Below are 19171 nucleotides of genomic sequence, written 5' to 3' on the forward strand. Positions count from 1 at the left end.
AAATGTAACACTGTTGCGCATGATAGGGCTTAAAGAATTGTTAACGTTTATTACTAACTTAAGCCCTGTCAGCCAAGGTGGCTAAGTCATCATACCAACCAGGCAGCGCTGTGTGATGTTGCTTTTATCATAGCCCACTCCTCATCTCTAAGCTGCGACCTGACGCAGAGACAAAAAAAGCCAACCGCAGGGTTGGCTTATGTGGATGACAGTGACCGGCTCAGGCGAGAACTTACAGTTCGCGCACCAGTTTAGCAATCGCGTCCCAGTCACCCTTATCCATCAGATCGCTCGGTACCATCCAGGTGCCGCCGCACGCCACTACCGCTTTAATCGCCAGGTATTCCTGCACATTACCAGGATTGACGCCGCCGGTTGGCATAAATTGCACCGGATACACGGCGCTCAGTGCTTTCAGCATCGCCGTGCCGCCTGACGGTTCAGCCGGGAAGAACTTCACGGTTTTCAGGCCCAGCTCCATCGCCTGCTCAACCAGGCTCGGGTTATTCACGCCAGGTACAATCGCAATGCCGCGTTGCTGACAGTATTTGACTGTGGTCGGGTTAAGGCCCGGGCTGACAATAAAGTCTGCGCCCGCTGCAATTGCCTGATCCACCTGCTCAGTAGTCAGCACGGTACCGGCCCCGATCAGCAGCTCAGGATAAGCTTCTCGCATCAGACGAATCGATTCCTGTGCCGCGTCAGTACGGAAGGTGACTTCAGCACACGGCAGGCCATTTTCAACCAGCACTTTAGCCAGAGGCACAGCCTGGTCGGCGTGGTTAATCGCAATTACCGGAACAATTTTGATTTGTTGCAGTTGTTGTTCAAGAGTCATTATCAGTCAGCCTTATAAAATTACGCTCAGACCCGCGGCGATAACAAAAGCGATCGTCCCCAGCAGCGTTTCCATTACAGTCCAGGTTTTCAGGGTCGTTTTCTCATCCATCTCAAGCAGACGAGAAACCAGCCAGAAACCGGAGTCATTAAAGTGAGACAGTACCGTGGCACCACCGGCAATCGCAATCACGATAAAACAGTGATCCAGGGCAGTCAGTCCGGTGGTCTGGGCGACAATCGGTGCCATCAGTGCTGCGGTAGTGGTCAGTGCGACGGTTGCAGAGCCTTGCGCCACGCGCAGACAGGTCGAAATCACGAACGCGGCCACAATCACCGGCATACCGGTATGCGCCAGCACATCCGCCAGTGCCTGGCCGATACCGCTTGAGCGCAGTACACCACCAAACATACCGCCGGCACCCGTGACCAGGATCACCGCACAGATCGGCGCCAGAGAATCAGTACACAGTTTTTCCAGTTTATGCTTACCGTACTTACCGGTAAATACCGCCAGACACACCAGCAGAGTGATCAGCAGTGCAATCGGGGTTTTACCCAGCATACGCAGAAATTCCACCACTGGCTGCTGGCCATCGACCACACCGGCAACAGACAGAGTATTGAGACCAGTATCGAGGAAAATCAGAATCACCGGCAGCAGCAGAATCAGCAGCACGGTAGAAAACTTCGGCAGATCCTGCTTGTCTTTGAACATCACTTCGGTGTTCATAAAGGCTTTCGGAAGGGAAATCACATACTTGTTACCGGCATAGATACTGAACAGATAAGCACCGAAATACCAGGTCGGAATCGCAATCAGCAAACCGACCAGCAGCAGCAGACCTAAATCTGCGCCCAGCAGATCGGAAGCGGCCACCGGGCCCGGATGCGGCGGTACAAACGCATGCATCACAGCAAACGCCCCCGCGACCGGGAACGCGTATTTGATCGGCGAACCGCCCAGACGCTTAGCCACGCTGAACAAAATCGGCATCATCACGATAAGACCGGCATCGAAAAAGATTGGAAAACCAAACATCAGCGATGCCACACCAAGCGCCATTGGCGCACGGTGCTCGCCGAAGCGGCTAATCAGGGTGTCCGCCAGCACTTTCGCGCCACCGGTCACCTCAAGAATTTTACCTATCATGGCACCCAGGCCAACTAACAGGGCCACTGAGGCTAACGTGCCGCCCAGTCCAGACAGCATAGTCGGCACGACTTTATCGCTCGGCATACCCGTTGCCAGCGCAGTACCGAAACTCACCAACGTCAGCGAGGCAAAAGCGTGCACCTTCAATTTCATGATCAAAACCAGCAGTGCAGCAATAGCGGCGGCAGCGATAAGCAACAGCTGGGTAGGGTCTGGGCTCTGTGCTAATTGTTCCATTTTGTTCACCTTTATCAAGGATTGGATGTTTGTGTATTAGTTCACAATTTCAAAAGTTACGGGTAACATGTTACCGATAACACCACTAAGATAAAGTCAATTCTTACGGCAGATTTTAAAATTGAGATCTCGCTCAGATCTCGCGATTAAGGAGTCAGTATGACGGGTAGCAGTATTATCGTTATGGGCGTGAGTGGTTGCGGAAAAAGCACCATCGGTGCCAAGATTGCCCAACGTCTCAACGCCAAATTCATCGATGGCGATGACCTTCATCCCCGCGCCAACATTGAAAAAATGCGCCGCGGTGAACCACTGGATGATAACGATCGCGCGCCTTGGCTTGAGCGTATCCGCGATGCAGCATTCAGCCTGGAAAACAAGAGCGAACGCGGTGTCATCGTCTGCTCTGCGCTGAAAAAAAGTTACCGTGATCAAATTCGTGACGGCAACCAAAGCGTCACTTTTGTTTTTCTTGATGGTGATAAATCTCTGATCATCAAGCGTATGCAGGCTCGTCAGGGTCACTTTATGAAAACTCATATGATTGACAGCCAGTTTGCGGCGCTACAGCGCCCAGATAACAGTGAAACCGACGTACTGAACATCTCGATTGCTGACGATATCGATGTCGTGGTTGAGCACGCCGTGCATGCACTGTACCAGCAGGAGGCAACGGCATGACCCATCCGCATATTCAGCAGGTGACCGACAACATTCGCTCACGCAGTGCCGAGCTGCGGGCACGCTTTCTGGCCAAAACAGCCCAGCAGCACGCCAGCGGCAAAGGCAAAGCCAGCCTGTCATGTGGCAATCTGGCTCATGCGATTGCGGCTTCCTGTCAGAGTGAGAAATCAAACATTCTCGATCTGACCCGTGCCAACCTGGCCATCATCACCGCCTACAATGACATGCTCAGTGCGCATCAGGTCTACAAAGATTATCCGGATCAAATCAAAGCTGCCCTGGCCCCGGTTGGCCATACTGCCCAGATTGCCGGTGGTGTCCCTGCGATGTGCGACGGCGTGACTCAGGGGCAACCGGGTATGGACATGTCACTGTTTTCCCGTGACTTGATCGCTCAGGCGACCGCGATGTCGCTCAGCCATAACATGTTTGACGGCACCCTGCTGCTCGGTATCTGTGACAAGATTGCCCCGGGCCAGCTGATGGGCGCGCTGGCCTATGCGCACCTTCCGACCGCATTTATCCCGGCCGGGCCAATGGCGACCGGGATCAGCAACGAAGAAAAAGTCGATGTGCGCCAGAAATACGCCGCCGGTGAAGTCGGCCGCGATGCGCTGCTGCAAATGGAGTGTAATTCTTACCACTCACCGGGTACCTGTACCTTCTACGGTACCGCCAACACCAACCAACTGGTGTTTGAGGCGATGGGACTGATGCTGCCGGGCTCGGCTTTTGTGCATCCGGACAGCCCGCTGCGCACTGCGCTGACTGAGTATGCCGCCAAAGCGATCGCTGCCATGGCGCCGGGCACTCCGGCCTACCGACCGCTGAGCGAAGTGGTCACGGCAGAAAGCCTGGTTAACGGACTGGTTGCCCTGCTCGCCTCCGGCGGCAGCAGTAACCACACCATTCATCTGGTCGCGCTAGCGCGGGCTGCCGGTCTGATCCTGACCTGGCAGGATATCAGTGACCTGTCTGACGTGGTGCCTCTGCTGACCAACGTTTATCCGAACGGCACGGCCGATATCAACGAGTTCGAAGCGGCCGGCGGCGTCCCTATGCTGTTGTCCCGCCTGGATGAACGCGCTCTGTTACACCGCAGTGTCACCCCGGCTATCGGTGATTTTTCCCTGCAGCTCCAACGCCCGCAGCTCGCTGACGGTGAACTGGTATGGCAGCCATGTGGTGACACCCTCAACCCGGCCGTCATTGCCGCCAAGCAGACCTGCTATCAGACCAGCGGTGGTATTAAGGTGCTGAAAGGCAATCTGGGTCAGAGTGTCATTAAAATTTCCGCGGTCAAAGCTGAGCATCATCTGATTGAAGCACCAGCGAAAGTCTTCAACTCGCAGCATGCGGTGGAAGCCGCCTATCAACGCGGTGAGCTGAATCAGGATTGTGTGGTCGTGGTACGCTACAGTGGCCCGGCAGCCAATGGGATGCCGGAGCTGCACAAACTGATGCCGATCCTCGGCAACGTGCAAAAAGCCGGTTTCAAAGTCGCCCTGGTGACCGACGGCCGCCTGTCCGGCGCCTCGGGTAAGATCCCGGCCGCGATTCATATGTCGCCGGAAGCTCTGCGGGGCGGCATGATTGGCCTGGTAGAAGACGGGGATATTTTGCGGCTGGATGCCCAAAATGGCGAACTGACCTGTCTGGCTGACCTCAGCCAGCGCAGCGCCACAGTTCCAGCCAGTGAAGTCGATCAGCACGACTGGGGACGCGAACTGTTTGCTCTGGCGCGCCAGCAGGTCACCGCTGCCGATCAGGGCGCAACCTTTCTGTTTCCAGCGCTGTAAACAGCCTTAAAACCGGCCTGTACGGGCTGACCTGGTCAGCCCGTGCTATTACAGACTGTCTCCGATCGTCAGGCGGTAGCCCAGATCGTAGACTTTCTGCTCCGCTTCCTCTCCGGCCAGCGCCGCTAAGAGTAATTCTGCACTTTTCTTGCCAATCGCAAAACGCGGCGTCTCCACACTGGTCAGCTTAGGAATAATCGCCTGGCCGATATCCAACGCATTGTAGCCGACCACCGCAATCTGTTTCGGTACTTCAATGCCTTTATGGGCGCAGTACATCATAGCCCCAATCGCCACGTCATCGTTAGTACAGAAAATCGCATCGAGCTGCGGACATTGCGCCAGCGCTTTTTCCAGCAACACTCCACCTATGGTGAAACTGGAGTGTTCACCGGTTGAAATCTGTTGTGGCTCCAGACCGGCATCACGCATCGCACGCTCGTAGCCCTGCATCCGTAACCGGGTCCGGGTATCCAGTCGGGCGCCGAGATAGACAATATTTTTCCGCCCGCGCGCCAGCATCTCCTGCACCACTTCATACGATGTCTGCTCATGATCCAGCCCCACAGCCATATCAATCGGGCAGGCCGGGATCTCCATGGTTTCCACCACAGGCACCGCGGCTGATCTCAGCATCTGCAGGGTGCGTTCCGTATGGTTGGTTTCGGTCAGGATCAGGCCATCGACGCGATACGACAGTAACGCCGCAATTTTTTCTTCTTCTTCCTTCGAGCTGTAACCGGTGTGGGCTATCAGGGTGTCATAGCCGGCCTGCTTGGTCACAGACTCAATCCCCTGCACTAAATGAGCGAACACCTGATTCGACAACGAGGGCAGAATAATACCGATAGCACGGCTGGAGGATTTGGACAAAATCGCCGGTACCCGATTCTGAATATAACCCAGCTCTTCAATTACAGCGGCGATTTTTTGCTGGGTTTTCTGGGCTACCGAGCCCGGGTCACGCAAATAACGCGACACCGTCATTTTGGTAATCCCCACCTGGTCAGCAATGTCTTGTAAGGTGGGTCTGGTTTTTCGCTGCATACTTTTCCTAATCAGTGGCGACAGGTTTCCGCCCGGGTTGACCTCGCGTCAGACTTTTATCATAAAACATACGGATAACTGAAACTATGCCAGCTTTTCACAAAACAGAGCAAAAATGATAATAAACTAGTTTCTATGCATCTATTTTATACTCAATGCTATTGATGAACCAGACTTTATCGCCACTTGGCGTCCTGACGACAAATTCATCATCCACCTCTTTTTTCAGCAGCGCACGCGCCATTGGTGAGTCAATTGATATGTAATTTTTGACCTCATCACCATAAATTTCTTCCGGACCGACGATTCGAAACTTTTTCATCTCACCGGCTTCGTTTTCAATCTCCACCCAGGCACCAAAAAACACCTTGCCATCCTGCTGCGACGAGTAGTCAACTATGGTCAGTTCCGGCAGCAATTTACGCAGGAAGCGCACGCGGCGATCGATCTGGCGCAGCAGTCGTTTGTTGAAAGTGTAATCAGCGTTTTCAGAGCGATCACCCAAGCTTGCGGCCCATGTCACAATTTTGGTGACCTCAGGACGCCGTTCATTCCAGAGAAAATCATGCTCTTTTTTGAGTTTATTAAACCCTTCACGAGTAATAAGTTTCGTTTTCATTTAATCCACAAAATAATTAATAATCAAAATCTTACAAATTTATAAAAAGATAAAAACAGAACATTTTAGGTTGTTTTATTAGATTAAAAAACGCTGTTTTAATAGAATTACGCGATTCTGAGTTACCTTTTCGGAGTCAAAACCATTATGTCCGCACCTGATGCAAAACAGCAAATTTTCAACGCCAGCAAAGAGCTTATCGCCATCATCGCTCTGTTGCTTGTCGCTCCTCTGGCACTCTATCTCGATCTGGCCGTGCTTAAAAACGATGTCGGCGAAATCTCAGTGACCGAACTAGCTCAAGAGGGTTTCGTATTACTCTCCATGCTGATGTTTGCCCGCGCCGCGAAAACCACCCCGTCGTCACGCGGTTTTTACCTGCTGGTCAGCGGCTTTTTTGCCTGCATTCTGATCCGCGAACTCGATCAGTTCCTGGACTACATCTGGCACGGCTTCTGGCAGATCCCGGCCGCGATCACCGCCGCGACCTGTATCGGCATGGCGATGACCCGTTATAACGATTCCGTACTGGCACCGATGGCAGACTATACCCGTTCACGTGAGTATGTCTTTATGGTCGGTGGCGTTCTGCTGCTGCTGGTATTCAGCCGTGTATTTGGCAGTGGTCACCTGTTGTGGGAACACATCATGGGCGATGACTATGACTATGTGCTGAAAAGCGCGCTGCAGGAAGGTCTGGAATTACTGGGCTACTCCTGGATGACCTATGGGGCCTATCGCCACTGCATTTGTGCACAACGTAGCACTTCTGTCGCTGAATCTGCTCTGACAACGCCGGTAAACGTTTAAAATAGACTATCTTGTCCCCACATCAAGAAGTCTGTTGTAACAAGTGATACCAACCATGAGCTTAGCTATCTGTCATTCGATTGCCCAAGAGCTGAACGTTCGCTCAGAGCAAGTCATCGCCGCCGTCAAACTGATTGACGACGGCAACACAGTGCCATTCATCGCCCGCTACCGTAAAGAAGTCACCGGCGGGCTGGATGACACTCAACTGCGCACCCTGGACAGCCGCTTGTCCTACCTGCGTGAAATGGACGACCGCCGTCAAACCATCCTCAAATCGATTCAGGACCAGGGTAAACTCACTGCGGAACTGGAGCAGGCGATTATTGATGCCGACAGCAAAACCCGTCTCGAAGACTTGTATCTGCCGTATAAACCGAAGCGCCGCACCAAAGGCCAGATCGCGATTGAAGCCGGTCTGGAGCCTCTGGCGGATACCTTGTGGCATCATCCGCACACCGATCCGGAGCTGGAAGCAGGCAAATATCTTGCTGCGCAACACGGCATCGAAGACAGCAAAGCGGCGCTGGATGGCGCACGCGCTATCATCATGGAACGTATCGCCGAAGATGCAGATTTGCTGGAAAAGATTCGTCAGCACCTCAACCGTAACGCTCATATCGTGGCGCGCGTGGTCGAAGGTAAAGAGCGCGACGGAGAGAAGTTTAAAGACTACTTTGCCCATCAGGAGCCGATCAGTAAGGCACCTTCCCATCGCGCTCTGGCGATGCTGCGTGGCCGCAACGAAGGCTTTCTGACCCTGACCCTCAATGCGGATCCGGAGCAGGAAGAGGGTGTACGCCAGTCGTACTGCGAAACCCTGATCGCCGAGCATTACGGCATTCATCTCAGCCAGGCGGCTGCGGACGCGTGGCGCAAGCAGGTCATCAGCTGGTCATGGCGCATCAAAGTATCGATGCATATGGAAACCGAGCTGATGAGTGCGATGAAAGAGCGCGCTGAAATCGAAGCCATTGAAGTGTTCGCCACTAACCTTAAAGACCTGCTGATGGCAGCACCGGCAGGCCCGCGTGCGACTCTGGGTCTGGATCCGGGCCTGCGTACCGGCTGTAAAGTGGCCGTGGTAGATGCCACCGGCAAAGTCCTGGCGACCGATACCATCTATCCGCACCAGCCACAAAACCAGTACGATCGCGCCATGGCGAGCGTGGCCGCGCTGGTCAAACAGCACAATGTCGATCTGATTGCGATCGGTAACGGTACCGCTTCGCGCGAAACCGATGCCTTCGCCGCGGATCTGATTAAGCGTGGCAACCTCAAAGTGCAGAAGATCATGGTCAGCGAAGCTGGGGCGTCGGTCTACTCGGCCTCTGAACTGGCCGCGAAAGAGTTTCCGAACCTGGATGTCTCACTACGCGGCGCCGTGTCTATCGCACGTCGTCTGCAGGATCCGCTCGCCGAGCTGGTTAAAATTGACCCGAAATCAATCGGGGTTGGTCAGTACCAGCACGATGTCAGCCAGACTCTGCTCGCCAAACGTCTTGATGCGGTGGTGGAAGACTGTGTGAACGCCGTCGGTGTCGATGTTAACACCGCCTCCCCGGCTCTGCTAACCCGCGTCGCGGGCCTGTCGAGTACTCTGGCGCAGAATATCGTCGATTATCGCGATGAAAACGGCCGCTTTGAATCGCGTACCGCGCTGAAAAAAGTCGCCCGTCTGGGGCCCAAAGCATTTGAACAGTGTGCCGGTTTCCTGCGTATCATGCACGGCAAGAATCCGCTCGACGGTTCTGCGGTGCACCCGGAAGCCTACCCGGTCGTCAAAGCGATCGCCGAAAAGAATCAGCAGCAGATTAAGACGCTGATCGGTAACAGTGAATTTCTGCGTGGTCTGCGCGCAGTTGATTACACCGACCAACATTTCGGCGTGCCGACCGTAACCGACATCATTAAAGAACTGGATAAACCCGGCCGTGACCCACGCCCGGAATTTAAAACCGCCACGTTCGCCGACGGCGTCAATCAGGTGTCCGATCTTGAAGTCGGCATGGTACTGGAAGGCGTGGTTTCCAACGTGGCCAACTTCGGCGCATTTGTCGATATCGGTGTCCATCAGGATGGCCTGGTACACATTTCTGCCCTGACCGACCGTTTTGTTTCTGACCCGCGTGAAGTGGTCAAAGCCGGCGATATCGTCAAAGTCAAAGTGATGGAAGTGGATGTGCAGCGTAAGCGAATCGCCCTGTCCATGCGTCTTAACGATGAACCGGGTCAGGAGAGCCGTGGCGCGCGCGCCAGCGCACCAAACGCAGAACGTAAACCACGCCGCCGCGAGGAAACACAGTCCGGCGGAGCGATGAGCGGGGCGTTTGCCGCAGCTTTTGCCAAAGCCAAGAAATAAGCCTTTACTCGCACAGAAAAAATCCCCGTCCGGGCTACCGGGCGGGGATTTTTATTTCAGTCTCATCACTGACGCGATCACTACAGGACTGCAATCACTTCTGACGGTGTATTGGGCGCCACAGCCTGACCGTAGTGGTATTTAATCACGGTGCGGCGCTGCGCCATTTTGCCCTCAGTTATCGCTTCATCAATGACGCGTTTCGGCAGGCGAAACCGCATCGCATAACCCTTGCCCTGCGCTTCACTGTAGCTGGCTAATGCCAGCAATCCGAACAGTCGTTCCAGTTCACTGGACGGTTGATCATCGCCCTCCCAAGCGACCCCATCCTCCGCATCCAGTTCATAGCCCGGATGTTCGGCCGGATCCCAGGATGAGTCTCTGCGTCGTTTGTCATCTGCTTTAATCTTACGTTCAGCGTGGGTTTTGGTCAGCGCTACGGTCGGCGTCACAGGTTCACGGGCGCGGTTATCGCGCGCAACCTGTTCTGTCGGAACGTTCACTGATGGGGCGATGAGTGGCACGCCGACATTGGTCGGTGACACAATCATAGCCGAAACCTCCTCAGTATCGCCCGGCCCGTTGCAATTCGCTGCTACCCGGGCCTGATTTTATATCGGCCAGAACAGGACAAAATTTAGTCTTATTTGTCCGTCCGGGCCAAAAATCATCCACATCCGTTACTTTGGCCCGCCAAACGCAACCAGTTGCTGACAAAACGCATCAAATTCGGTCATAAACGGCGCATGGGACGATTCTGTGAAGATATATTGCTGGCTGTGTGGCACCACCTGCGCAAGATCGTGGGCAACTTTGACCGGCACCAATCCATCGAGGCGGCCATAGAGACGCAGCAACGGCACGGAAATATGCGCCAGTTGCTCACGCAGATCGACGTCCGCCAGCATCTGCAACCCGGCCAGCAGCGAATCCGGATTCGGGGTCGGACGCGATAACACCGCCTGCTTGAGGGTTTTGACATCCTGCCGCGCGGAAGGGCTGCCCATGGCTTGCAACGCCATAAAACGTTCAATGGTGGCATGGAAGTCTTCCACCAGTTGATCGGTAAACGCGCTCAGGACCTGGGGCTGAATACCGCGCCATGGCCGCTCAGCCGCAAACTTAGGTGACGATGCGACTGTGACCAGTTTCGCGACATAATCGCTGTGATGCAGTGCCATATGCGTGGCCACCAATCCGCCCAGCGACCAGCCAACCCAAATCGCCTGTCTGGGGGCCTTAAGAATCAACAGCCGGGCAATCGCTTCCAGGCTGTCAGCATGCAGATGCGCACTGTGACCGTAGCCGGGTAAATCCACCACATGGACAGTGAAATGCTGCGCCAGACGCTGCTCGGTCTGTTGCCACACAGCCCCGTTCATGCCCCAGCCATGCACCAACACCAGATCCGGACCGCTACCACTTACCTGCCAATACAAGTCTGCCGCCATAGTCACACTTTCTCCTACTCATTCCATGCTCACCAGGCAGCCCAACCGGTCACAATCAACCCCACGGCTGCCATTTAAGAAGATCCTATGTTAGCGAATCAGCTTCAAAAAACCATGCTTTCCTGGCTGGCTCCGGCCTGCCCGCTGTGCCGCCTGCCGCTGGCCAAGCAGGATACGCACGGCTTATGCGCCGCCTGCCTCGAGTGGTATACGCCGCAACCGCGATGCGAGCGCTGCGGACTGCCAAGCCCGATGCCGGTCACACAATGCGGTGAATGCCTGCGCTCGCCACCGCCCTGGCAACGCCTGATTTGTCTCGGGGATTACCGTTTTCCACTCAGTCAGGCGGTGCATAAACTCAAGTATCAGCGTCAGTTCTGGCAGGCACCGTCACTGGCCGGTTTACTGGCAACACGCATCACGGATCCGGCTCCGCTTCTCACTTCAGTGCCCCTGCACTGGCGCCGTTACTGGCTGCGTGGTTTCAATCAGAGTGATCTGCTGGCGCGGGCGCTGAGTCAAGCACTGCAGTGTCATTACCAGCCGCAGCTGTTGCAACGGGTACGCGCCACCGCCATGCAGCAGGGACTGAATAAACGCGAACGCACCCGTAACCTGACTCAGGCATTCCGCCTCAGTGAACCACCAGCCAGTCGCCATATTGCTATCGTCGACGATGTGGTCACCACGGGCAGTACCATGCGGCAATTATGCAATTTACTGCTTGATGTGGGGGTCAAAAGGCTTGATATTTACTGTATATGCCGTACTCCTGAGCCGGGAAGCTGAATCTGATGCAAAAAGCGTCAGTAAAAAGGGCTGGATCCTCGGCTCGACAGGAGTAGAATGGTGACTAAATAGCCTACAAATTTACTCAGGTATTCGTCGTGTCAAATACTATTACTATTACAGAAAACGCCCAGTCTCACTTTGCCAAGCTTCTGGCTCAGCAACCGGAAGGCACCAACATCCGCGTCTTCGTGGTAAACCCGGGAACGCAGAATGCAGAGTGTGGCGTCTCTTACTGTCCACCAGAAGCAGTAGAAGCCACTGATACAGAGATCAAATACAGCGCCTTTTCCGCGTACATCGATGAATTGAGCCTGCCGTTCCTGGATGAGGCAGAGATCGATTTTGTCACCGATAAAATGGGCTCACAACTGACCCTGAAAGCACCTAACGCCAAAATGCGTAAAGTGTCTGATGACGCATCGCTGATGGAACGTGTTGAATATGCGATTCAAACCCAGGTTAACCCACAACTTGCCGGTCACGGCGGTCACGTACGTTTGATCGAAATCTCTGACGACGGCGTTGCGCTGGTGCAATTCGGCGGCGGGTGTAACGGCTGCTCTATGGTGGATGTGACGCTAAAAGAAGGCATCGAAAAAGAACTGCTGGCTCAGTTTGAAGGTGAACTGACTGCGGTGCGTGACCAGACTGAGCATGACCGTGGTGAGCACTCTTACTACTAAGCAACCCATTATCAAAAGCTGATGCCGTGCATCAGCTTTTTTTCTTTTTATTCACACCAATCTGGCCGCCTGTTAAAACAGAACATTTTCAGCTGCAGAATTTTCTCATATAGTAAGAAACGTTTGAAAGCGAAGGAGTTAGCGTATGCCATCCAAATTATTACCGGAGATTCTGGCCAAGAGTACAGTGGCCAGGTCAAAGCTGTTCTCGATTGAAGCCCTGGATCTCCGTTTTTCTAATGGTGAGCAACGCACTTATGAACGGATGAAACCGAGCGGCCGCAACGCAGTGATGATGGTGCCGGTGACCGAGCAAGGTGACCTGCTGTTAATCCGGGAATACGCCGCCGGTACCGAAAACTATGAACTCGGTTTTCCCAAAGGCCTGATCGATCCGGGTGAAACCCCGCAACAGGCGGCGGTACGCGAGCTGAAAGAAGAGATCGGTTTTGGTGCCCGCGAGTTAATTGCGCTCAAAGAGGTTATCCTGGCTCCCTCTTATTTTTCCAGCCGCATGACACTCTTCATTGCGCAGGATCTATACTCAGAACAGTTGGATGGCGACGAACCGGAACCGCTGGAACTGGTGCGCTGGCCGCTTGAGCAGGCCGAAGAGTTGCTGACCCATTTAGATTTCAGCGAAGCCCGCAGCATTACCGCCCTGCTGCTGGCACTGCGTCATCTGAAATCCTGACCCGCAGAGTTATAGGAAAGCGTATGCCAACCGCGAAAGATCTCTCCCATCTGCTGCCTGACGTGATCAGTATTGCACGTTCAGCTGGACAACTTATCCTCGACATCTACGAAAACAAATCGTACGAAGCATTCACCAAGAGTGACGAGACCCCGGTCACCAGCGCCGACTTAGCTGCGCATAAACTGATCACTGAACGTTTGTCGGAACTGACCCCGGACATCCCGGTTCTGTCGGAAGAAGCGGCGAACATCAGTCTGACCACCCGTGAAACCTGGCAACGCTACTGGCTGGTTGACCCGCTCGACGGCACCCAGGAATTCATTGCCCGCAGCGGCGACTTTGCCACAATTATTGCTCTGGTCGAGCATAATCGTCCGGTGATGGGCGTGGTGTACGGCCCGGTGTCCGGCGTGATTTACTACGCTTATGCTGGCAAAGGGGCGTGGAAGATCCCGGACATGTCAGACAGCCTGCGTATCCGCTCACACAAACATGAACTGCCGGGACAGCCGATCGCGATGGCCATCAGCCGCCGTCAGGACATCAACCGCATCACCAAGCGCCTGAGCAGCCAGTGGAACTATGAGCTGGTACCACTCGGCTCGGCCGCACTGAAAGCCTGTCTGGTCGCCGAGGGCGCCGTAGACTGTTATCTGCGCCTGGGGCCGACCGGGGAATGGGATACTGCGGCCACTCAATGCATTGTCGAAGAAGCTGGCGGACGTATTCTCAGTACTCAGCTTGAGCCATTGTCCTACAACGAGCGCGATACGCTGGAAAATCCTAACTTTATCGTACTCGGTGACGCTGACCTGCCGTGGGATCAGATTCTGCAAATCAAAGACTGAGTGCGCACTGCGTTGCCAAAAATAAAAAAGGGCGAGTTCTGACTCGCCCTTGCTGATTTGGTCACTCACCACCGTGAGACATAGTTACAGCCTGCCCTGGCGGGTAAACTGATAACGCCCCTGCCCATCGGGACGTGGCAGCAGATTAAGCTGCTCGCTCAGACGCGGCGGAAATTCTGCCCCGGGCTTAAACCAGCCCTTAGCCTGATAACGACGTGCCGCGTTAAGCTCTGCAGAAAATTCTGCACTGACCTGGGCACTATTCTGGTTGCCATTGACTGTCACGACGTTATCCTGACACTGCACATCAGCCATCACACGATCCAGTTGCAGCTCACCGAGCGGTGAACCAATCTGACTCGGTGTCCAGACCAGATTACCACTGGCGGCGCTGCACCACGGTTGCCCGTACTGGAAATCACGTACCGTCAGTTCGACCTGACCTTGCGCCGTGACAGGCACAGGCAGCTGCAGTGTTTGCACCACTTGCTGAGCGGGCATAGACACCACGAGATCACGGGCAAAAGCGCCACTCAGACCATAGCCGATCACACCTTTACCGCGCATCTCCAGATCACTGCCACGGCCAAAACGCACCGCAGCCTGAGCTTTCGCCCCCAGCAAAGCCGACCATTGCCAGTTCCACTGCACGGCGCCCAGTTTATTACGCTGCCAGCTGACCTGCTCCGCACTGCCCTGCCACAGAGTACCGCTGACGCCCTGCAATTGCAGAGCACGTGGCAGCGGCGCGTATTTGACCACCAACGAGGCCGGGATATGGACAAGCGCACTAATCAGCACCACCACCACAAATACGCTGACGTATCCAATCACACCTTTCATTATCCGCCTCGTTTTAACTGCAAGCGTTTGACTTCAACCAGACCCGGCGCTGCGCCGCGGTCCAGATCCATAAATTCGACATCAATCCCCTGCTTCTCACGCAGGAAGTTTATCCAGGCCACCAACTGAGAAAATGGCAACGGCTGAACCCAGACCTGCATCATTTCTCCGCGCGGCTGCACCCGGATCAGCTCAATATTGAAATCCCGCGTCGAGCTGGCAATCACCTGGTTGAACGGCTGATTGGTGCGCACCACGCCGCCCTGACGACGCAGGGTGATAATGTCATCGGCGGTCGATTTGACCCACTGCAGCAACTGCTGCTCCGACTGAATGCGGGTCCGGGCGTTTTCACTGCGTTGCTGCAGTGGCTGCACCCCCCCCCAATACACCAGACCAAGCAACAGCAGTCCGCCGCACACCAGCACCAGACGCTGTTCACGCTGACTGATCGAGCTCCACCATGCCTGCGCCGGGTTGAGTAAATTCTTCATGCTCTGTCCCTATTTGCGTGTGAGTACATACGAACCCACCACCTGTTCGCCATTGCGGCTCAGCTGGCCCTGCTCAACCGAGAAGTGCTCTTCGAGCTGTACCCGTGCCTGTTCGAAGGTCTGAAAATCTTTGCTGACCGCCTCCAGACGCACTTCACCGCGATTCCCGTCAAAGCGCAGGCTCTGTACCTGCATGGCGCTGACATTGCGTAGCGTTTCCGGCAATTTATCCAGCCAGGACAACACATGCTCCCCGCCCCCGCCACCCGACAGCAGCGCCACTTCATCGCTCATCTGGCGCTTCAGATAGCTCACGGTCGGGATGCGCTGTTTGTCAGGAAAAATGGAGCGAAAAATGCGTTCACTTTCAGCGCGATAACTTTGAGCGGTACTTTCATACTGATTGGCCTGTACCAGCTGATAACCGGTGCTGACCACCACCAGCAAACCGGCCGCAATCGCGGCTTTACGCCACACTTGCCAGTACTTGTTCCAGGATGACTTGGTTTTAAACTCACCACTGAGCAGGTTGATTTTGTGACTGAGCGCCTGTTCGGTCAGCAACTGCATCACCAACGCTGCCGGCTGGTTATGCCACTCCTGCCCCTCAGCCAGCTGCAGCTCCGGCAACGGTGTGTAAGCGTTCAGAGCTAACCAGTTTTCGCCGTCACGTACCCACTGCGACTGACTAAACAGTGGCAACCACTGCACGTCGATACTCAGGCCGGAAAACTCACTTTTACGTACCAGCCACTCGTCACCGATTTGCAGCGCGCTCAGCCCTTCAGAGTGAGGAATAGCCAGCACATCCGGGACAACCCGGCGCACATCAAACTGCAGTGCGCGCAGCGAATCGAGGCACGAACGCAGCCACTGGCGATCGACACCGGCAACCTGAGCCACTCCGCCACTTTTCGCCAGAATGGTGAAATGCATTTCATCCACATCCTGGGCAATTTCCTCTTCCACCAGATAAGGCAGCATCGACTCAAGCTGGCGACTGGCACCCGACGGAATAGCAACCTGAGTCAGCACCACATCGCTGGCCGACAACAGTAACAGTGTCGGACGCTGGGCCGCATAAGGTGCCAGATCTTCGAGCTGATCCAGGCCCGCAATTTCACCACTGGCAATCACTGCCTGCTGGTCAGTTGACCACACCAGCCAGGGAATGGTGGCTTCTTTTTGACTACTCAGCCGAACGGTCAGAAACTCGCTCACTGATTCCTCCAAAGCGACGGCGAATAACCGTTGCAGTTTCTAAATTACTACTAAAAAACAGACTGCGGATACGCACCCGGGATTGCTCGACCTGAATGTTCGCATCCAGCTCAAAATAGTGGCTGTCGATACTCAGATAACCGCGTGCCTGTTCCCGCACACTCTCATCAACCGCGGCGATAGGCGCCTCAGCCATAAAATCTTCGATACTGCTCCAGCCGTCATAGGGCCGTCCTTCCAGCACAGTACGCGCATTGGACTCACTCAGGTTCGGGCTGAACATGGCGGCCAGCAGTTTAGCCTGCTCAGGTTGCAGCGTATTAATATTCAAACGCCAGTCCTGCACCGGTAACGCACAGACATAGGGCTGCAGACTCTGCATCACTTCGCCACTGACTTCGTGCACCGCACGTAATTCACTGACGTCAGCCAGTATACCATTGGGGGCCATATAGGCCGGCGACACTGATTCATAATAACTGTCTTCCACCCCGCTCGCGGTGTTGACCGAATCATTGGCATCAAGAAACTCCCAGGTGCCGTCGGCAATGTTTTCGGCCTGATAGCTGTCAACATCGAGCTCATCGAGCAAGGCGCGCCACACCCGATACACATACGGTGTCGTGGTCTGCGCTGCGACCGGCGCCAGACCGGCAAACGCATTGATGTTAAAGCAGGCCTGCTTGTCGACGATACTGCCGGTCACCTGACCGTAGTCGAGCGGATAACTGCGATCGCGCTGTGACCAGGGTTGATTGAGGCTGACGACATCACTGTCTTTATAGCTCTGCTCGATGGCCGCTTTGGCCAGCCCTTCAACCCCGATACTGTACCAGTACGCCTGTTGGTAATTGAGCTGATGACTGGCACGCTGAAACTGGGTAAACATCCGCTGCGACATGGTCGCGGCAATCGACACCATGATCGCCAGCAGCAGCAAAACGATGATCAGAGCCACACCGCGCTGTTGAGATTTAGCCATTCCCGCCCTCTCCCAGTGATGCGCCGGTGGTAAGATAAATTCGTTGAATCTGACCGTAATCCTGCAATGTCAGTGTCACTTCCACTGCTTTCGGCAACGCCTGATCCGACTCCCATGTATCACGCCAGCCGCCCTCGGCGTAAAAACGCAGCGACCAGGATTCAACCTGAGTCAGCACAGGCATCACCACCGCAGGCTCAGAGACCGTGGTATCCGGATAGCGCCAATAAAGGCGCTCCAACACACCTTCTTTTAAACGATAGCCTACCTTGGCCACTTCTCCACGCGGGAATTGCTGCTCCGGGTTATGCCAGCCGAGGCGGATAAACATCACCCCCTTACTGTCAGAGTCGTTCAGATAATCGCTCCAGAGCAACATACGCTCAGCGGGCGCTTCCCCGTTATGGCGGAAATGACGCAACGCCATCTGACGAAAATCCGCATCCATCATGACGATCGCACGCTGCACTTCGCTCAGACGCGCTTCTCGTTCCGCGGACAGGGCATTGCTGCGTTGCACCTGATTGAGCACCTGATAGGCCGCCAGACTGAGGCTGGCAAAAATCGCCATGGCGACCAGCACTTCAATCAGGGTAAAACCGCGGCGGCGTGCAACTCGTCTCAATGAACCATATTTACTTTGCAACATAACTTCTTACCGTCACCACCGGCGCGCCGTTCTTCTCGGTCGCCGCACTGACATCAAATGCTGCCAGGACATCATTGGCCGTTTTCACCGGCGCGACTTTCCAGTACCAGGTACGTCCGGCCAGCTCTTCGCTGCCGTTTTGCGCCCGAGGTGTCTGTTCACTCAAAAACACCTTGGCGGTCTGGTTATCCACCACCATAGCGGCGAACGTTTTCTCTTCCAGATAACTGATGGTATTGATGTGCTGGGTCACGGCGCGCATCACACTCAATGCGGCAGTGGCAAAGATGGCCAGCGCAACCAGCACTTCCAGCAGCGTAAAGCCCCGCTCAGCGCGCCTCATCATGTTCTCCCGGTGCCAGCAGAGTGATCTGACCATTATCTTGTACCTGCACCTGCCATCCACGCTCAACACTTGCATTCTGCACGTAAATATCCAGCGTAAACGGGGTCAGTTCGCCGCTGGATAAGATAAAGACCTGGGGCGGACGCTGCTTGTGCTCGCCATCCTGCTCAGCAAACATCTCTTCATCAAACAGAGAGCCCGGCTTAAACAAGCGGTCTTCATCCTGCCAGACATCGCCACCGGCTTGATACTGCAGCGCCAGTCCCTCCTCTAGCTGCAGATCCGCGGCGATGCCGTTTTTATCCAATTTTTGCCAGCCTGTCTGTTCCAGGCTTAAAAAACGCAGTGTGCGTGCCTGCTCATCAATGCGCAGCCCGTAATCACGGCCGCTGAGGATGGCTTCCTCATTGAGCAGTTGCAGACGCTGAAAAATACTCTGCGCCACTTCTTTAATCTCATCATCATGTCTGACCGGCAGAGTGGCGATCACGGCCACCGCACTGACGGAAAGCAGCACTAACACCAGCATTATTTCCAACAGAGTAAAACCATGTTTGCGCTTCATCACAACAGCCAGACCTGAATTCAATAAAAGGTGGCGCCAAGCGCCACCG

21 protein-coding genes are annotated in these 19171 nt (G+C 54.8%); 8 read left to right on the plus strand and 13 right to left on the minus strand.

Translation table 11 applies throughout. From position 1 onward, the window contains the following. Positions 1 to 232 precede the first annotated feature (232 nt). Together J0X00_RS10950 and J0X00_RS10955 are read right to left on the minus strand one after the other, a co-directional pair. On the minus strand, positions 233 to 838 hold the full coding sequence (locus tag J0X00_RS10950) for a bifunctional 4-hydroxy-2-oxoglutarate aldolase/2-dehydro-3-deoxy-phosphogluconate aldolase (RefSeq protein ID WP_282478048.1): 606 nt from the start codon (positions 836 to 838) through the stop codon (positions 233 to 235). Positions 839 to 850: 12 nt separating this feature from the next. Beyond that, positions 851 to 2230, minus strand: a complete 1380-nt coding sequence (locus J0X00_RS10955; protein ID WP_136485422.1) for a GntP family permease — start codon at positions 2228 to 2230, stop codon at positions 851 to 853. Positions 2231 to 2389: 159 nt separating this feature from the next. Between J0X00_RS10955 and J0X00_RS10960 the strand changes: the two genes are divergently transcribed. Then, positions 2390 to 2911 carry a gluconokinase gene (locus tag J0X00_RS10960; protein WP_136485424.1) on the plus strand — a complete coding sequence of 174 codons (522 nt, stop codon included), beginning with the start codon at positions 2390 to 2392 and terminating at the stop codon, positions 2909 to 2911. After that, positions 2908 to 4713, plus strand: coding sequence for a phosphogluconate dehydratase (gene edd, locus J0X00_RS10965; protein ID WP_282478049.1), 1806 nt, complete (start codon positions 2908 to 2910; stop codon positions 4711 to 4713). The genes J0X00_RS10960 and edd overlap by 4 nt, the downstream gene beginning before the upstream one ends. Before the next feature lie 48 nt (positions 4714 to 4761). Here the strand turns inward: edd and J0X00_RS10970 are convergent, their stop codons facing one another. Further along, a complete protein-coding gene (locus tag J0X00_RS10970; protein ID WP_218562623.1) occupies positions 4762 to 5760 on the minus strand; it encodes a LacI family DNA-binding transcriptional regulator in 999 nt (332 codons plus the stop codon). Positions 5761 to 5893: 133 nt separating this feature from the next. Continuing rightward, positions 5894 to 6379: a transcription elongation factor GreB gene (gene greB, locus J0X00_RS10975; RefSeq protein WP_282478050.1), complete on the minus strand. Its 486-nt coding sequence runs from the start codon at positions 6377 to 6379 to the stop codon at positions 5894 to 5896. A 147-nt stretch (positions 6380 to 6526) separates the two neighbouring features. Between greB and J0X00_RS10980 the strand changes: the two genes are divergently transcribed. Together J0X00_RS10980 and J0X00_RS10985 are read left to right on the plus strand one after the other, a co-directional pair. Further along, complete coding sequence (locus J0X00_RS10980) at positions 6527 to 7189, plus strand: hypothetical protein (RefSeq protein ID WP_282478051.1); 663 nt, start codon at positions 6527 to 6529, stop codon at positions 7187 to 7189. A 55-nt stretch (positions 7190 to 7244) separates the two neighbouring features. After that, positions 7245 to 9551, plus strand: a complete 2307-nt coding sequence (locus J0X00_RS10985) for a Tex family protein (protein WP_282478052.1) — start codon at positions 7245 to 7247, stop codon at positions 9549 to 9551. An 80-nt stretch (positions 9552 to 9631) separates the two neighbouring features. On the opposite strand, the gene J0X00_RS10990 is transcribed toward J0X00_RS10985, so the two are convergent. Together J0X00_RS10990 and bioH are read right to left on the minus strand one after the other, a co-directional pair. Further along, positions 9632 to 10102: an ATP-dependent Lon protease gene (locus J0X00_RS10990; RefSeq protein ID WP_282478053.1), complete on the minus strand. Its 471-nt coding sequence runs from the start codon at positions 10100 to 10102 to the stop codon at positions 9632 to 9634. Between the two features lie 129 nt (positions 10103 to 10231). Continuing rightward, positions 10232 to 11002 (minus strand): pimeloyl-ACP methyl ester esterase BioH, encoded by a 771-nt coding sequence (bioH, locus tag J0X00_RS10995; protein WP_136485517.1) that lies wholly within the window; start codon positions 11000 to 11002, stop codon positions 10232 to 10234. Between the two features lie 87 nt (positions 11003 to 11089). Between bioH and J0X00_RS11000 the strand changes: the two genes are divergently transcribed. From J0X00_RS11000 to cysQ, 4 genes are all read left to right on the plus strand, one after another. After that, positions 11090 to 11791: a phosphoribosyltransferase family protein gene (locus J0X00_RS11000; protein ID WP_136485439.1), complete on the plus strand. Its 702-nt coding sequence runs from the start codon at positions 11090 to 11092 to the stop codon at positions 11789 to 11791. Positions 11792 to 11889: 98 nt separating this feature from the next. After that, positions 11890 to 12477 (plus strand): Fe-S biogenesis protein NfuA, encoded by a 588-nt coding sequence (gene nfuA, locus J0X00_RS11005; RefSeq protein WP_136485441.1) that lies wholly within the window; start codon positions 11890 to 11892, stop codon positions 12475 to 12477. Between the two features lie 145 nt (positions 12478 to 12622). Next, positions 12623 to 13171 carry an ADP compounds hydrolase NudE gene (gene nudE, locus J0X00_RS11010; RefSeq protein WP_136485443.1) on the plus strand — a complete coding sequence of 183 codons (549 nt, stop codon included), beginning with the start codon at positions 12623 to 12625 and terminating at the stop codon, positions 13169 to 13171. Positions 13172 to 13194: 23 nt separating this feature from the next. After that, entirely contained in the window at positions 13195 to 14022 is an 828-nt protein-coding gene (gene cysQ / locus J0X00_RS11015; protein ID WP_136485445.1) for a 3'(2'),5'-bisphosphate nucleotidase CysQ, read from the plus strand. An 84-nt stretch (positions 14023 to 14106) separates the two neighbouring features. Here cysQ and J0X00_RS11020 read toward each other — a convergent pair whose 3' ends face one another. The 7 genes from J0X00_RS11020 to gspH are packed head-to-tail and all read right to left on the minus strand — an operon-like array spanning position 14107 to position 19122. Continuing rightward, on the minus strand, positions 14107 to 14865 hold the full coding sequence (locus tag J0X00_RS11020; RefSeq protein ID WP_282478054.1) for a type II secretion system protein N: 759 nt from the start codon (positions 14863 to 14865) through the stop codon (positions 14107 to 14109). Next, positions 14865 to 15359: a type II secretion system protein M gene (locus J0X00_RS11025; protein ID WP_282478055.1), complete on the minus strand. Its 495-nt coding sequence runs from the start codon at positions 15357 to 15359 to the stop codon at positions 14865 to 14867. The genes J0X00_RS11020 and J0X00_RS11025 overlap by 1 nt, the downstream gene beginning before the upstream one ends. Positions 15360 to 15368: 9 nt before the next feature. After that, complete coding sequence (gene gspL, locus J0X00_RS11030) at positions 15369 to 16580, minus strand: type II secretion system protein GspL (RefSeq protein ID WP_136485451.1); 1212 nt, start codon at positions 16578 to 16580, stop codon at positions 15369 to 15371. Beyond that, positions 16549 to 17562, minus strand: a complete 1014-nt coding sequence (gene gspK / locus J0X00_RS11035; RefSeq protein WP_136485453.1) for a type II secretion system minor pseudopilin GspK — start codon at positions 17560 to 17562, stop codon at positions 16549 to 16551. The genes gspL and gspK overlap by 32 nt, the downstream gene beginning before the upstream one ends. Further along, positions 17555 to 18211, minus strand: a complete 657-nt coding sequence (gene gspJ / locus J0X00_RS11040) for a type II secretion system minor pseudopilin GspJ (protein WP_282478056.1) — start codon at positions 18209 to 18211, stop codon at positions 17555 to 17557. The genes gspK and gspJ overlap by 8 nt, the downstream gene beginning before the upstream one ends. Next, the gene (gene gspI / locus J0X00_RS11045) at positions 18198 to 18554 is read right to left on the minus strand and encodes a type II secretion system minor pseudopilin GspI (RefSeq protein WP_136485519.1); all 357 of its coding nucleotides are present in this window, start codon (positions 18552 to 18554) and stop codon (positions 18198 to 18200) included. The genes gspJ and gspI overlap by 14 nt, the downstream gene beginning before the upstream one ends. Next, positions 18541 to 19122: a type II secretion system minor pseudopilin GspH gene (gene gspH / locus J0X00_RS11050; protein ID WP_136485457.1), complete on the minus strand. Its 582-nt coding sequence runs from the start codon at positions 19120 to 19122 to the stop codon at positions 18541 to 18543. Before gspH ends, gspI begins: the two co-directional genes overlap by 14 nt. Between the last annotated feature and the right edge of the window lie 49 nt (positions 19123 to 19171).

It is taken from the genome of Vibrio sp. ABG19 (genome assembly GCF_029962385.1).
Classification (GTDB): Bacteria; Pseudomonadota; Gammaproteobacteria; order Enterobacterales; family Vibrionaceae; genus Vibrio; species Vibrio ostreae.

Bases quoted from the DNA above. Each gene is read 5' to 3' on its own strand.
- J0X00_RS10950 (WP_282478048.1), bottom strand. From the start codon at position 838: ATGACTCTTGAACAACAACTGCAACAAATCAAAATTGTTCCGGTAATT.
- J0X00_RS10955 (WP_136485422.1), bottom strand. From the start codon at position 2,230: ATGGAACAATTAGCACAGAGCCCAGACCCTACCCAGCTGTTGCTTATC.
- J0X00_RS10960 (WP_136485424.1), top strand. From the start codon at position 2,390: ATGACGGGTAGCAGTATTATCGTTATGGGCGTGAGTGGTTGCGGAAAA.
- edd (WP_282478049.1), top strand. From the start codon at position 2,908: ATGACCCATCCGCATATTCAGCAGGTGACCGACAACATTCGCTCACGC.
- J0X00_RS10970 (WP_218562623.1), bottom strand. From the start codon at position 5,760: ATGCAGCGAAAAACCAGACCCACCTTACAAGACATTGCTGACCAGGTG.
- greB (WP_282478050.1), bottom strand. From the start codon at position 6,379: ATGAAAACGAAACTTATTACTCGTGAAGGGTTTAATAAACTCAAAAAA.
- J0X00_RS10980 (WP_282478051.1), top strand. From the start codon at position 6,527: ATGTCCGCACCTGATGCAAAACAGCAAATTTTCAACGCCAGCAAAGAG.
- J0X00_RS10985 (WP_282478052.1), top strand. From the start codon at position 7,245: ATGAGCTTAGCTATCTGTCATTCGATTGCCCAAGAGCTGAACGTTCGC.
- J0X00_RS10990 (WP_282478053.1), bottom strand. From the start codon at position 10,102: ATGATTGTGTCACCGACCAATGTCGGCGTGCCACTCATCGCCCCATCA.
- bioH (WP_136485517.1), bottom strand. From the start codon at position 11,002: ATGGCGGCAGACTTGTATTGGCAGGTAAGTGGTAGCGGTCCGGATCTG.
- J0X00_RS11000 (WP_136485439.1), top strand. From the start codon at position 11,090: ATGTTAGCGAATCAGCTTCAAAAAACCATGCTTTCCTGGCTGGCTCCG.
- nudE (WP_136485443.1), top strand. From the start codon at position 12,623: ATGCCATCCAAATTATTACCGGAGATTCTGGCCAAGAGTACAGTGGCC.
- cysQ (WP_136485445.1), top strand. From the start codon at position 13,195: ATGCCAACCGCGAAAGATCTCTCCCATCTGCTGCCTGACGTGATCAGT.
- J0X00_RS11020 (WP_282478054.1), bottom strand. From the start codon at position 14,865: ATGAAAGGTGTGATTGGATACGTCAGCGTATTTGTGGTGGTGGTGCTG.
- J0X00_RS11025 (WP_282478055.1), bottom strand. From the start codon at position 15,359: ATGAAGAATTTACTCAACCCGGCGCAGGCATGGTGGAGCTCGATCAGT.
- gspK (WP_136485453.1), bottom strand. From the start codon at position 17,562: ATGGCTAAATCTCAACAGCGCGGTGTGGCTCTGATCATCGTTTTGCTG.
- gspJ (WP_282478056.1), bottom strand. From the start codon at position 18,211: ATGTTGCAAAGTAAATATGGTTCATTGAGACGAGTTGCACGCCGCCGC.
- gspI (WP_136485519.1), bottom strand. From the start codon at position 18,554: ATGAGGCGCGCTGAGCGGGGCTTTACGCTGCTGGAAGTGCTGGTTGCG.
- gspH (WP_136485457.1), bottom strand. From the start codon at position 19,122: ATGAAGCGCAAACATGGTTTTACTCTGTTGGAAATAATGCTGGTGTTA.